General features: G+C 38.1%; 10 protein-coding genes. 5 read left to right on the forward strand and 5 right to left on the reverse strand.

The window, feature by feature from the left end; all coding sequences use genetic code 11:
• The first annotated feature begins 244 nt into the window (after positions 1-244).
• From AA650_RS09645 to AA650_RS09660, 4 genes are all read left to right on the forward strand, one after another.
• Positions 245-2,803: a dynamin family protein gene (locus AA650_RS09645; RefSeq protein ID WP_053538849.1), complete on the forward strand. Its 2,559-nt coding sequence runs from the start codon at positions 245-247 to the stop codon at positions 2,801-2,803.
• 341 nt (positions 2,804-3,144) lie between these two features.
• Positions 3,145-6,558: a virulence factor SrfB gene (locus tag AA650_RS09650; protein WP_053538850.1), complete on the forward strand. Its 3,414-nt coding sequence runs from the start codon at positions 3,145-3,147 to the stop codon at positions 6,556-6,558.
• A 68-nt stretch (positions 6,559-6,626) separates the two neighbouring features.
• Entirely contained in the window at positions 6,627-7,748 is a 1,122-nt protein-coding gene (locus AA650_RS09655; RefSeq protein WP_053538851.1) for a hypothetical protein, read from the forward strand.
• A 142-nt stretch (positions 7,749-7,890) separates the two neighbouring features.
• Entirely contained in the window at positions 7,891-8,583 is a 693-nt protein-coding gene (locus AA650_RS09660) for a Uma2 family endonuclease (protein WP_053538852.1), read from the forward strand.
• A 193-nt stretch (positions 8,584-8,776) separates the two neighbouring features.
• Here AA650_RS09660 and AA650_RS29085 read toward each other — a convergent pair whose 3' ends face one another.
• The 3 genes from AA650_RS29085 to AA650_RS27780 form a co-directional block, all read right to left on the reverse strand.
• Complete coding sequence (locus tag AA650_RS29085; RefSeq protein ID WP_257720901.1) at positions 8,777-8,905, reverse strand: hypothetical protein; 129 nt, start codon at positions 8,903-8,905, stop codon at positions 8,777-8,779.
• 4 nt (positions 8,906-8,909) lie between these two features.
• Entirely contained in the window at positions 8,910-9,191 is a 282-nt protein-coding gene (locus tag AA650_RS09665) for a ribbon-helix-helix domain-containing protein (RefSeq protein ID WP_053538853.1), read from the reverse strand.
• A gap of 83 nt (positions 9,192-9,274) precedes the next feature.
• A complete protein-coding gene (locus AA650_RS27780; protein WP_190383967.1) occupies positions 9,275-9,430 on the reverse strand; it encodes a hypothetical protein in 156 nt (51 codons plus the stop codon).
• Positions 9,431-9,479: 49 nt separating this feature from the next.
• Here AA650_RS27780 and AA650_RS09670 point away from each other — a divergent pair, with 49 nt between their 5' ends.
• A complete protein-coding gene (locus AA650_RS09670) occupies positions 9,480-9,677 on the forward strand; it encodes a hypothetical protein (protein WP_190383968.1) in 198 nt (65 codons plus the stop codon).
• A gap of 123 nt (positions 9,678-9,800) precedes the next feature.
• Here AA650_RS09670 and AA650_RS09675 read toward each other — a convergent pair whose 3' ends face one another.
• Both AA650_RS09675 and AA650_RS09680 read right to left on the reverse strand, forming a co-directional pair.
• On the reverse strand, positions 9,801-11,522 hold the full coding sequence (locus AA650_RS09675; protein ID WP_053538855.1) for an IS1634 family transposase: 1,722 nt from the start codon (positions 11,520-11,522) through the stop codon (positions 9,801-9,803).
• A 235-nt stretch (positions 11,523-11,757) separates the two neighbouring features.
• The gene (locus tag AA650_RS09680) at positions 11,758-14,079 is read right to left on the reverse strand and encodes an alkaline phosphatase (RefSeq protein ID WP_053538856.1); all 2,322 of its coding nucleotides are present in this window, start codon (positions 14,077-14,079) and stop codon (positions 11,758-11,760) included.
• Positions 14,080-14,294: the final 215 nt, after the last annotated feature.

Raw genomic sequence — 14,294 nt, forward strand, 5'->3', positions numbered from 1 at the left:
CGCTAATAATACAAGGACGGGCAAGATGCCCATCCCACAACATTGGATTATCTTTTTTGTGGAGTTCTCTAAATAACATTATCTTCTGCTTTAACAAGTCATGTATGTTTTTTGTTAAAGATTATTCGTAAACCATTGCCTTAACCGAACAGTCTTGTCTGTTTTTGTTGTATCAGTGGTGGTGGTTTCTGGGTTTTGTGTTATAACCCAGTTGTGAAAATGAACTCAAACGAAAGACTACTCTATGGAACCAGACAAGCTGGCGCGATTGAAAGAGTACGGTGAATTTATCCTCCGCAAAATTGACTCAGTTCCCCAACGCCCTTCCCAAGAGGAAGATTGGGTTCCCACTAGCCTTGATGATTGTCTGTTGCGGCTGCGAGAGGCGGCACAGAAAACTGTTGAACTAGCCAACTCACCAGTGAAAATTGGCGTAATGGGGGAGTTTAGCAGCGGAAAAAGTTTGCTGCTAGGCAGTCTGATTGGTTATGCAGATGCTTTACCTGTGAGTGAAAATCCGACAACAGGTAATGTCACAGCTATTCATATTAAAACCCAGGATGATTTTGCAACTACTCAAGTAAATAATTATACGGTGGAATATTTATCCCATGAAGGGGTAAATGAGTGCTTACACTTCATTCTCAAAGAAGCAAACCGTCGCGCTACGTCCGCTGGGGTGACACCTTTACAGGTAGCTAAAATTAAAACCGGTAAGGATATCAGTATTTGGTGTGAGGAAGTTTGGAAAAGCTCAAATAATTTAGAGTTGCGTTATTTGGTGCGGGAGTTAGTGTTATTTTTGCGGGCTTATCAGGCTTATGGTGAGGCTTTATGCGGTCGCTTTTACCAAATTGATGGCATTACTGCTCGTGAGGGTTTACAACTGGCAGAAATGCCAATGGCGATTCAATCTCTCAAGTTTGAGGATTTACCAGCGGCGAATGTTCGCTTACCAAATGCGCCACAACGATTAGGAACGCAATTATTACAAACCAGTTTTCTCTTAATTCGTCGCGTTGATATTGAAGTGAAAATATCACGGGAAATTTGGGATGTTACGGGTGCAGAAGAATTTGTGTTGTTGGATTTTCCGGGGTTGGGTGCTGCTAATTCTGGGGCTAGGGATACATTTTTATCGTTGCGAGAATTGGCACAAGTACAGACAATTCTAGTCTTACTGAATGGTAAATCACCGGGGAGCGATCGCGCCCATAAAATCTTCACAATGATGCAGCAACAACGCCCAGGACAAGACCTCAAGGATTTAATTCTCGTCGGTGTGGGACGTTTTGATCAACTGCCTTTAGAAAGTGAAGGTGGAGAAAGAGAACTAGATTTATTAATTAATAATCAATCTGATTCTCAACCGTTACAAACAAATACAGTTTTCCAAAAATTAAAAGTTCTCAAAACCATTATTGATGGAGCGGAAGCATTTACCAGTCAAAAAGACAGAATTGTTTTATTATCACCCCTGTTAGGATTAGCTGAATTAGCCAAACGTTCTGGTCAAGTGAAAGCAGGTTCTGAGGAATTTCTCGCTAATTTAGATTATCCAGAATATCTGGAAAGACCGAAAAAATTACAACAGAAATGGAGAGATTTAAGTGAATCTTTATTAGCAGCAGATGGGAGAAATCAATTAGGGAAACAATTGGGTTATTTTGCTCAAGATGGTGGTATTAGTAAATTAAGAGAACTAATTCAAACTCATGTTGCTAATCACGGACTAAAGCAATTATATGAAGATACCCGTCGGGCGGCTGATGGTATTCGTCAACAACAAGAATATCTCAAAGAAATTATTGCCGAAATTCACGAACAAGGTATACCAACAGTTGATACTCCGGCTTTACTAGAATTGAGATTAGCTATAGAAAGTTTAGATAGAACCTACAGAAACTTTCAAAAAGATTTAGGTAAAGAACAGTTGAAAGACCGCCGAGGTATTGTAGTTACTGATGTCATTAAAGATGAACTAACTTTAAAAATTTTGAATTGGAGTCAGTGGACATTATTATTTAATAAAATCCAAAATGGCACAATTACCTTAGCAGAATTTAAAGGTGCAGCGGGGAAATTATTTGATAGAGGAAATCGGGTTAATACCTCCATACCGACTAAGAGTGATGACTTTTATCCAGCCTTTGAGAAAACAGTTAGAGAACTGGAGAACTTTGCGAGCGATCGCATTCGTCAAGCCGTGATAGACTTATTAAGCTCATTGGCACATCAAATCACCTTAGAACGAGAAAAACTACAAGCCATTCTTCAGCCAGAAATGGAACAAGAAATTGAATCAAAATTTGGACTTGAAGAAGCAGATTTATTTTATAAACTGTTACTAGGATCTGATCCTCGTCAATGGAAAGAAGCAATTATTGCCGAAATCAATAACCATAATCAAACCATCAAACCAGAAAGTATTTTTCCCCTAGCTAGACAAGACGAAAAACACAGTGTTGGGCAAATTTTTGATTGGTCACCAGAAAGAAATCAAAACCCATCAAGAAGTGTCAATCATCAACTTTTCGTATTACGACTGCGAGATGAAATTACCGCTAGTGCTAGTCTTCACCTTGTGCAATATGTCAGTGAAAGCAATCAGCAAGTAAATATAGAAATCAATGGAATTTTAGATCAAATTATTCCCAGCTTGCAAAACCTTTCCAAAAAAGAAGCACTACTAAGATATATTGCTGCAAGAGATTCACAAACCGAATTAGCCATTCCAGCTTGGCTAGAAATCTTAACCGATATTGCCACAATTAATGAAGAAGAATTATTTACCTGCATTTAATTGGTAATACCATTTCTTTATGAGACTGCGCTGAATTTTGTAACCTTGTCTTTTCCTCCTCTGTGTTCTCTGTGCCTCTGTGGTATGGCTAACGCCACGCTTCGCTAACGTTCCTTTCTAAATTTGGCGCATCTTTATACAAAATTGGTATAACATCTAATAAAGTACAAATTCATCTGCGTTCATCTGCGTTTATCCTCCTCCATCTGCGGTTAAAATCTTCCTTATCTACCTCAATGAAATAGGAATTGATATAATCCGTACTCTTCTATTAGTTATCAAATAAATTTAGGGAAATGCACTATCAATGAAATATTAACAAACAAAAAAGGAAAATAAAAATGCCTGTGGAAATTCAGCTTCTACCTAGCTTTAAATTAGGTATGAAAGAAAACGCACAGTTGCATCTACCCACCATCCAAATTGTCCCTATTAAAAGCAACATTCCCTACATTTCTCGAATTACCTGCATAGTCAGAGGTACACCAAATGAATTAGCAGCAAAAATTCAAAGCAGCTATAGACAATTTCACTCAGATACACCCAAACAAATTTATAATATTTCTCAACTAGGACAAAACTCCTGTCAGTTAGATGCACCTTTAACCACAATAGTTGATTGTATCTTAAAGGTAATTGTCGAATATTTTGATTCTGACGCTGCGGGAAAACCAAATTTGTCCATATCTAATCATGTATGTGCTGAATGTGATCTTTGGTTTATACCCAATTTACAAACATCATCAAGTTCATCTACAAAAAATCATCCACCCATGAATACTTCACAATTTGATCACTATTTGCATAATTTAAGTCAACAACTCAGTGAAAAACTCAACGAAAAACAAAGAAAAAGATTTCCTGGTTGGTTAGCTTTAGATTTTGGTACTTCCAATTCTACAGTGACACTTTTTGACCCCATAGAAGTTCCCATTGCCGAAGTTTTACCCAGAGAACAAGAACTGAGATTAAGAGAACGTATGGCGGAATGGTTTAATTCCTCCCCAGATTTAGCCTTACCAGATGTTAGTAGTGGTGAGTGGGAAAAATTCCTGGTTGATATTAGCAAAAACTTAGAAATAGAATCATATCAATTAAGTGAAATTTTTGAAAGCGATAACAAAGAATTATTTTTAGAAGCAATTCGGCAAATTGAATTATGTCTAGGAACAAGTGATAGATTTCGGCGGGCTGTTAGCAAAAAGCTTTATGCTATATATCATGAAGTTTTTCGTGTTCCCACATTAGAATCACAAAATTTAATTCCTGTAGTTTTAGATATTGACCGACGCAGTACAGAAATTCCCAGTGAAATGGAAGTATCGCAATTAATCCCTTTAAAACTACGCATGGGTAGAGACGCAAGAGATAATAGAAAAAAAGCCATAGCCCAAGGAACAACTGTTTCAGTCAAAGAAATTATTAGCAGATTTCATCATTCACCCAAACGCTATTTTGGACAAGATCGATCTTTTCCCATTATCTTAGAAGACGACGAAGAAAACATTCAAGTTAATCGCCTCATTCAAGCAGCTTGGGCGCAATTAATTGAATTAACAGAAGATTATCGGCAACGGGCTAGACGCAGATTTTCAGAAGGCGATTTTTTAACAGCAGTTGTTACCTATCCCACCGTTGCCCCTCCCGTAGTTCGTAAAGAAATCAAGCAATTGGTACAGGAATTAGGCATTGATGATGTGCAAACAGCCTATGATGAAGCTGTGTCTGTTGCTATCTTTTTCCTGTGGCGAGAATTTGGCGGAAATCTGAATATTGGCATTGAATCTTTTAAAACTCGTTGTCGTCAAAATGGGAATAAATGGTCACAAAATGTCCTAGTTTTAGATATTGGTGGCGGCACAACTGACTTAGCTTTAATTGAACTTACCCTCGAAGATAAAACCCCTTTCTTTGCAGATCATGAAGATCGAGGTTTAGGAGGACGTTACTATAAACTGACTCCTAAATTATTAGGTTCTTCAGGACATTTACAATTAGGTGGTGAATTAATTACTTTACGAATTTTCCGCTTGTTAAAAGTAGCAATTTCTGATTTTCTCCTTACCGCAGTCACTACAGGTGATATCGAAAGCGATAAATTAGAAGACTTAATTAACTCCGAATTAAACGACCGTTTTTTAGAAGATGGGAAATTTAAAACTGGTAGTTTATTAAAATGTATAGATAAGGAAAATCCTGAAGGTGATGTTGCCTTTAAAGATGCCCTGGATACTGCGGAAAAAGTCTTACCAACTCGTTGGCAACAGGCACCCCAACGCCTACAAACCTTTTACACATTGTGGGATCATGCGGAAGCCGCCAAACTCAAATTAGGACAAAAAACAACCACAGATGGTTCTTTATTAACTTTCACTTTAAATGAACAACAAATTGGCGAACTGCTTGCCCAAAGTGCTGTTAAATTTCAAGTTAGAAGTTCTGAATCTATTTATTTAACTTTAGATCATCAGCAATTTGAACGGGCAGCAACTTCGTCAATTAAAGAAGCAATTGGGATTGCTAAAGGTTTAATAGAAAGCCGTCTCAGTTCAGAACCTAATCAAAAAGTAGATTGGTTAATTCTTTCTGGAAAAACCTGTAGTCTTGATCTTGTGCAACAACAAATTTACGAGGAATTTGGTCAATCACCATATTTTGTTTGGAATCCCGAACGAATTACTTTTGTTTTAGAATTTACTAAACTTGCTACCTCAGCAGGTGCTTGTTATGCCGAAAAACTACGTCGCTTTCGATTTGATCCTGAAGAATCTAAAAGTCTATTACGCAAAGGTGCAAATCAATTAGAAATTGATGTCAAAAACCTGTTTTATTATCTTCCTTGCAACTTCAAACGCAAAACCCAAAGTAACGACCCATTAGCCATTTTTAGTGCTGGACAAGAACTATATCAGCTTGCACCTTGGGATACGGTTGCTAAAGTGCGGACACCTTGGCAGGGCATTCAATTAACTAATATTATCCATCGTCAAGATTATGAAAATGGAACTTTTCGTCTGTGGGGTAGTTTCGACGGTAAAATATTGATGGATAAGTTGGGCATGGAAGAACAGGAATTTCTCAAAAAAATCAAAGTCCAATTTGAGATTGACCAAGCTTTACAATTTAGTATTTTACTATGTCGAGGTAATCCCCATTATTTAATAGACGTGGTTGGTATTGATATTAATTCAGTCATATCTAAATCTACTGAAAATGCCTTGTTTACTGATGGTAATTTAAAGTGGAATATCGCTGTAGAAAACCACCAACACAACTTAAATGATGGTGATATTGCTGTCAATGTTTTAGAATCTGCCACAGTTGATCAACCTCATGCTTATCATTTAGTATTTGCCATTGATAATAATGAAAGTAAATCAATGGAAACATTTCATTATTTACAAGATGGTGTGAAGCAACCAGGCACAGGATTAATCAGTAAACCTTTGCCACCATTTCCTCAAAGTGGTCAACATACTTTCTACATTTATCAAACTGATAGTGAGACAAATACTAAAAAATGGCTACGGATTGGTACACTCAGCAGACCAGATATTATCACAGATTATCCCTGTCAATATCATGTAACTCTTGATAATACAGGCATATTAAGAATGCACGCGGGGGCAGTTCCTTATTGGACATCTAATAATCAAGAATGTCTCGAACAAGAAGGATGTGTTTATCGGGCAGAATTGGAACTACAACCCAATGAAGTTGATAAAGAACGTGATCCTTTTTGCGGTATTCATTAAGTTCAAGATCCCCGACTTCTTCAAGAAGTCGGGGATCTAAAATCTTTTATTTTCATCCTGATAAAATTATGCAGAATCTACATAAACTATTAACTATAGAAAACTCAGAATTAGCCAAAATATTGCGGTTTAATTTATATGGATTAGCTGCAACTTTAACAAAAGCAAATCAAGAATATCCATTTGATGCCGGATGTCAGGTATGCGAAGAACTTCTACAAGAACTTCATCAATTATTAGAACCATCATCCTCAGATCCCCGACTTATTAAAGAAGTCGGGGATCTCAAACAACCTGAATTAACAAATAAATTAAAATTATTAAAATTAAAAGAAATTTTTAATAACAATTCAGAATTAAATTCTTATTTAGGTAATTCTCATATTCAAGGTCAAACTGATACGGAAATATGGAACGAAATTCATAGAAAACTATTGCGAGTTCCTGAAGATGTAGCGACATCTTGGCGACATAAGGCTTTAGAATTAGCACAGGAAGTAGGGGCAGTTGTAGATAATATCAATCTGAATGAATTGCCATTTGTGCGTGATGAAATTATTTATCCGGGGTTGAGTGGTACAGTTCAAGCCAAAGGACTATGTTTATCTCAAACAGCTTTGATAAATTCAGAAATTTCCCAAACTCATCTTTCCGATAATTTATATTTAATCGCCGGATTTTTACTTTTATATATTAAGTTTATAGAAATAGATCCAGATTTATATCATGCTTTAAAAAGTGTTTTTAGCTTTGATATAGTTTCTTTATCTGCCAAATTGGAACAACGTCATCAATATATTGATGCTTTAAGCGATCGCTTTCACCGCATCCAAAGAATAGATGAAAATACTGATGCAGTTCTTAATTTATGTGCTTGGATTGACATAGATGAAGCCATTCATTCCTTAGTATTTATCCCCCCTGCGGAACGTTATTCTTGGTGGGGAAAATTACAAAAAGAATCCCGACATCTGTTAAAAAAAGCCGCCGATAAAGCTATTAAAGCAGGTAATGAAGTCCGACTCAAACAATTATCAGGACTGTATGCTGATGTTTGTGAATTTTCTAAGGATGACCTGCAATTAGACTGTGGTGGTAATCCTGGCGAGGTATTAACCTGTTTGCGAGTCTATGCCAAAATTAATCAGCAACAGTATCCAGGAAGAGTGATATTTCGGACTTTACGCTAGAGGCAGAACTTTGTCCAAATTTCCCTTGTATTTGCCCATGTAGAATATAGGTATTAAACATTCTATTTCATAACTGTAAAACAACCATAGTATTCCTGTATTTAGTGTTATAATTTCCATATCTCAACTAGTGGATACAATCATGATTGACCAACTTCTCATCAAAACTGAAATTGATAATTGTGATGTACCAGATGCCAACCTCCTCATCACTGAAGATGATACAACTGTAGATAATCTCGCATCTGCCAAACAACAACGCCTTTTAGTCGGTTCGCTTTACAGTTCTTTACAAAATCAGGTTTTTTTAGCTGAAGCCAATGTTGGTGTTTATCATACTTATGGTGAACCTCCCATAGTTCCTGATGTGTTTATTAGTTTTGATGTGCAAATTCCTGAGAACTGGTGGGAAAAACAAAATCGTTCTTACCTAGTTTGGAATTTTGGTAAATTCCCGGAACTCGTACTGGAAATTGTTTCTAATAAAGATGGGAATGAATTAGCTAAAAAGCTGCAAATTTATGAGCAAATGCGAGTTTTATATTATATTGTCTATGACCCAAATAAAAATTTAGGAGAAGAAATTCTCAGAATTTATACTCTCCAGGGTAGACGTTATATAGAAACTACAGATAATTGGTTAGAAGATATTGGGTTAGCTATAACTTTATGGACTGGAGAATTTGAAGGTAGAAATGATTCTTGGTTACGTTGGTGTGATCAAAATAGTAATATTTTACTAACCGGTGATGAACGGGCTAAAAATGCCGAAGCACGCGCTCAATTACTAGCAGAAAAGTTAAAGGCTTTGGGTGTAGATCCTGATAGTATTTAAATCTGACTTAATGATTTTTAGAGATTGTCAACTTAACCGAAAAATGTCTTATTTATTGGCTTTCGCACCCGCCATGAAATGAATTTCATGGCTAATAGTCAAAGTTTACTAAAGTAAACTATAGATTTATGGGGATTTTTAGTCATCTTCAGATGACTTTTGCTATTAGACTGGGAATTCATTCCCAGGCGGGCTATGGGTTTTCCGTAATGTTATAAAGGTCAATAATTCTATCCGCTACTACTTGATTATCAGTAGCAATATACAACCATATTTGAATCAAGTCCTCTTCCGCTTTGGTAGTACGAAGCAAATATGCCATCTAATTACACATCCCTCTCAGAAATCTGAGCGAAACGCTTTCGTGCTTCTAGCTTAATAGCGTCTATGTTTGCATACTTTCCAGTACCGCTATCAATACCTTCTTGCCACAAACGATGTATTTCCTCAATATTTTGGGATTGAATAAACCGCTTATATTTCCAGTCCCGCAGTGCTTCGCGGATGATTTCACTACTGCTGGCATATTCACCAGATTTTACCGCATCACGAACCAAAGTAGCCATTTCTGGTGTTAGGGCAATGCTAAGTTTTTCGACGTTAGGCATAGGTCATACCTCTATTTTGCTCTATAGTAGCAATATTTCCTACCAAATTCATATTTTAATCAAATTTATATCTGTTTGTAGGTTCAACAAAACATATTAACAACCCAATGCCGAACTAGTTCTACGATTATTCTCCAGCGTCCCTGATTTTCTACAATCACATCATGATGTTTCAAAACTTCTAAAGCTTTCTGTAAATCAGTTTCATCTATTCCCGTCAACTCAATTAATTCATTCATTTAAACCTAATCCTGCGGTGTGTTTTGCCAGGTGACTTAAAAGTATTTGTTGAGTATTATCATTATTTTCCTCAGCTTGACCACAGAAACCATTTTCAAAGACTTATTAACATTTGGAGGTAAACCTGTTGCTGTGATTTTATCTATTGCGGTTGTGATTGTAGCGACTCCAATACCTATTGCGGCTTTGAAACTATCCCCAAGTCAAATCAATCAACCTACAAATAATTCCCGTTTGACTCCGTGATTCCTAACTCCTACCATCATAAAAAACCTTGGCAAAACCTCGAAAAATATCAAGTTCTGCCAAGGTATTTAATTACAAGTAATTACTCCCGGTTCGCCCATTTTTGCGAGAGTTAGAAGAATTCTACTCAGGAGTAAAAGATTGACCACTAAGCTGAGTATAAATAGTAGGGGGAAACCCAAGTAAAACAAGAATACGCTGCTGTAAAGGGGAAAGAGTAGTTAAATGAGTGTAGACTTCATTGTTAACCTCAATTAATATCAATGTGATTTCTTTAAATGCAACAAGAAGCATTTCAGCAGTAGGACGTGCCGTTTTACGCTGAGGATTACCAGCATAAAGTCCAGCCAATTTTTCTTGATTTTTGTCAAGATGGCGACGAACCTGAAACTCTAAAAGAGTCAAAACTCGCAAACCAATTGAAAGTAGTCGGATCAAACCAGTAATATGGTCTTCACGTTGTAAATAAATTGGAGTTAAAGAAAGAGGAAAGCCTTTAAGTCGAGCAAATCCTCGTTCTGTCAAATACTCATCTCTATAAGCACGAACTGCTTGTTTCAAACTCAGGTTAGCTTCAGTTTCATTAGTGACATAAACTCGCCAGCCTAACAGTTGAACTTGTTGTTTTACCGCGTCTTCATTAATTTTAAAATCTAAATTAAAGGAAACTTCTTCTATTATTTGAGATTGACGTTCGCCATATTGTCTTTTAACTTTTTCAACTCGCTGAGTTTGAATATCAATTTCAAATAATCCCCCAGTCCGATAACGCTTGAGAATCTCAGCTACAGATAACTCCCACTCTGGAAATGATGTCAGCTTTTTCTTGCCGCGTTTGGGGATTTTTAGTTGTTCAAGAGCATGAACGGTTTTCTGTATGCGTTCACGTAGATATTTTTCCTCTGTCTGGGCAATGGCATAAGAACGGACTACTAATTGTCGCTCTTCCCAAGATATTTCTTGCTCGTTAATCTTTTCTTTTTGGAGCAATTTTAGTTCAAATCCTTCAGCAATCTCTCTCGTTTTTCCATCTGCATAATCATAATTGATAGTTGTCAATTCTTGTTTTTCATCCCAAACTGGTTGCAGATATTCTCTTAATTTTTCTGTCGGTGTTTGCTTGGCATTTAAAGGACATAGATAAAAATCTCCCCCTGATACAATATGGATTCTTGTCCCCATTGATGCCATTTTACAGTCCCCAATATACAGTAATCCTGGCTGTTTTAGCGTCGAACGGACTCTCTCAATTGCGGGGATATATAAAGGGTCATCTGCTTTTTCTCCCGATAATATTTCTGTTGCTATTGGCATTCCTAATGGGTCTAATGTTGATAGCATGATTTTGACTTGTGCCAAATCTGGACGATGGTCTTTGCTATGACCCCATTGAAATAGCCCTTCAGTATTCACCCCGCAATAACTTGAAGCTGTTGTACTATCCAGTCTTACCCGTTCTGGTTTGATATCATACACTTGCAACAAATTACTTCCCAGTTCTTCCTCAAACGCATACCAGTTCTCGTCACAGTTAAGGTAACGCAATACTGCTTCTAATCGGTCATCGGTTAGGTCAAGTTCGTTTAAGCTTTCACCAATCAATTTTTTCAATGTTTCTAACCGTTTACCAGCCCAGGCTTGAACTTGATTTAAACGGTGGTCTGCTTGCGATAAGATATGTGTTAACCAGATCACTGCTACATTCCCCAAGCTTTGTCCTCGCCAATTTCCATGGGTGGGGAAGTTTTTATCTATTAGCTTTTGTACACCCATCCGTTCTATCTGTGTGAGTAGTACGGGTATGTCATCTACTCGTTCGTTTGTAATTATGGATTCAGTTGCCATAACGTCGAACATATACTTACTTAGCTTATTTTGTATAACCTGTCTCTGATTATACTTTTATCTGCACATTTTTCCTAACTCCCTAAAAAATGGGCGAACCGGGAGTAATTACTATTAAATCCCAACTTTACAGCGGTTTCTGCTCTTATGAGGTGCATCTTAGCCCCCTCATCGCTTGCGGGGGTGGGGTTGGGGGTGGGGTTCTTGTACCTGATAAGACCGGAAAGTGCTTTAATTAAACCAGGACAAACTGATTAGGATTAGCCACACTCAAAGCACTGGCTTGAATACCAGTTAAAGTGGCTAAAGTTTGACCACCAAAGATAACCGCAGTATCAGCACCAACTTGAGTCAAAGTTAGATTGGCGGTAGTGATGCCTAAACTAGCAGCACCCTTAATACCAATCACATCAGTACCAACTTGGAAATCTAGAACTGTGTTAGCGGCTTTTGGTAGTTCAGCGTTGACAATCCAGAATTGGTCAGCACCAGCACCACCAGATAAAAGGTTGCCACCACCTAAACCGGCAAAGAATTTATCGTTACCACTACCACCTAATGCCCGGTCATTGCTACCTAAATAGAAAGTATCATCACCAGCGCCACCAGACATCCGATTCTCACCTTTACCATCTCTAGCATCAAATTCATCATTGCCATCACTGCCGAAGGCTACGTCGTTGCGACTAACGTAGATTTTATCGTTACCGCTACCAGTGTCAATGATGTTGTTACGAGCATTGCTATTGAATGCTAAATCAACTTCATCGTTTCCTGCACCACTAAATACAGTGTCTTGAACCCCATCTATATTTTGAAGTGCAATTAAGGTATCTGCGCCAGTAGTTCCAGAAACAAAGTCTTCCTGATTAACTTCAGTTACTGAGGCAAACAAAGTTTTAGCAATGTGGACTTGATCAACGGTATTAGCAAGACCGGGGATTTGAAAACCGTAGGATTCAAAACCTGTACCGATTGAATTTGTTAGTGTTTCAGAGTCAACACCTTGATAGTAAACAGGGACAGGACGGTTGGTATGGGTTCCCCATTCGTATTTATCGGTGGCGCTAGTTCCCCAGAATTGCCCAGAACCAGAGATTGTGTCAATGGTAGTTAATTGTTCAGCACCGAGGTTTCTGACTAATGTAGGGTAGTCGCCATTAAGGGTAAGGTAATGGTCATGGTCAGCAGTAACGATCAGTTGGTTATCCGCCCAACCACCATTTTGGTTAATCCACTCAATGGTAGAGCCAATCGCTTTGTCAAAGTCTAAAATTGTGCCAATCAGGTTGTCAAGGTTGTTGTCGTGGGCAGCCCAGTCAATATCACCAGCTTCAACCATCAACCAGAAACCATCAGGATCTTTACCTAATACAGATAAAGCGGCTTTAGTCAGGTCATCAAGAGTTGGGTTTTCGTCAGTCTCTCTGGCAATGAACTGTGTATCTGTTTCACCAGGATTGAGAGGTCTCAGGGTATCTGGATTTAGACCCTTGGTTGAGTAGACGGTGAACATTCCCAAGCCAGTGGTGCTGTAGTCACCATCGGCAGAACTAACGGGCAAGTTACCATCTTGTCCACGCGCACCATAGAGACCAAGGAGGCGATCGCCTTTTTCGGGATCAAGTTGAGCCGCAGTATTCGCCAATACCTCAGCCGCATTTGCACCACGTTCCAAAAAGGTGTAGTCGTAAATGTTGCTGGTAGGCTTGGTACTTAACTCTGTATAGGTTGATTGTGTAATGTAAGTGTTGGTTCTGATTGAATCTGGTTCAACACCTACTGGTAAAGGATTTCCTGGTGTAGAAAGAGGATGACCACCACCAAGGAGTACAGTTGGTTGGAAAATGCGGAGTTCTTGCTGCAAGATGTTATCTAGTGAAGGAAATTCACCATCAAACTTGTTGCGATTATTGACATTTGCAGCAGCAGCAGCAGGAGTAGCATGATCAACAGGAACAGATGACACTATACCAGTTGATTTACCAAGAGATGCCGCTCTAGAAAGCACACTTTCAACAGGATTTTCAAAAATATCAACACCAATAGCGGCGTTATAGGTCTTAATCCCTGAATAAAGGGTGGTAGCTGTGTTAGCAGAGTCAGGATAGCTGTACTTAATATACTCAGCATCAATACCTGCCGTCCAAGGATTTATACCACCTCTAACTGGATCGTAACCCACAAGGTTGCCAACAACACCATTGTTAGCGTTTGCTCCTCCATTAGGGGTAGTTCCAGGGTTAAATGTGGGATTAAATTCAAACCCAGGACGGATAGGTGCTGTACCTGTCACATTAGTGAAGGTATTACCATTGAGGGCTGAGTTTGATACGTTATATATACCGTTACTACCTGCAATTGTAGTTCCGTAGGTAGTTGCTTGTGTATAACCTGTCAAGGTTTGGAAATTAAGCCCTGTTCCCTTGCCAGATGTATAAAAGTCATTGAGGGTTGTACCAGTCTTACCTTCACTGATTTGTTGGTAGATAGCCGCAGCGCGAGCCATTTCCCAGCCTAAACCGTCGCCGATCATGATAATTGTATTCTTAGCCATAAAACTCTTCAATTCCTTTGATGATGCTTACTGAATTAATAAGTCCTGTTTTGGCAAACTTAGGTAAATCTAATTTGCTGAGTATGAGTGTTAATATTTTTGAGGTTTTCACGTAAAGGTTAAGCTAGTCCTATGATTTAACAATTTTTTGATTAAAAAATTGGGGTTAAAATTAATTTTTAGTGACAATACCTTGTCCATTTTCTGCTCTGTTG

The organism is Anabaena sp. WA102, from assembly GCF_001277295.1.
GTDB classification, from domain to species: domain Bacteria; phylum Cyanobacteriota; class Cyanobacteriia; order Cyanobacteriales; family Nostocaceae; genus Dolichospermum; species Dolichospermum heterosporum.

Coding starts and splice junctions, on each gene's coding strand:
- AA650_RS09675 (WP_053538855.1), bottom strand. CDS start 11,522: ATGGCAACTGAATCCATAATTACAAACGAACGAGTAGATGACATACCC.
- AA650_RS09665 (WP_053538853.1), bottom strand. CDS start 9,191: ATGCCTAACGTCGAAAAACTTAGCATTGCCCTAACACCAGAAATGGCT.
- AA650_RS27780 (WP_190383967.1), bottom strand. CDS start 9,430: ATGAATGAATTAATTGAGTTGACGGGAATAGATGAAACTGATTTACAG.
- AA650_RS29085 (WP_257720901.1), bottom strand. CDS start 8,905: ATGGCATATTTGCTTCGTACTACCAAAGCGGAAGAGGACTTGATTCAA.
- AA650_RS09655 (WP_053538851.1), top strand. CDS start 6,627: ATGCAGAATCTACATAAACTATTAACTATAGAAAACTCAGAATTAGCC.
- AA650_RS09660 (WP_053538852.1), top strand. CDS start 7,891: ATGATTGACCAACTTCTCATCAAAACTGAAATTGATAATTGTGATGTA.
- AA650_RS09645 (WP_053538849.1), top strand. CDS start 245: ATGGAACCAGACAAGCTGGCGCGATTGAAAGAGTACGGTGAATTTATC.
- AA650_RS09650 (WP_053538850.1), top strand. CDS start 3,145: ATGCCTGTGGAAATTCAGCTTCTACCTAGCTTTAAATTAGGTATGAAA.
- AA650_RS09680 (WP_053538856.1), bottom strand. CDS start 14,079: ATGGCTAAGAATACAATTATCATGATCGGCGACGGTTTAGGCTGGGAA.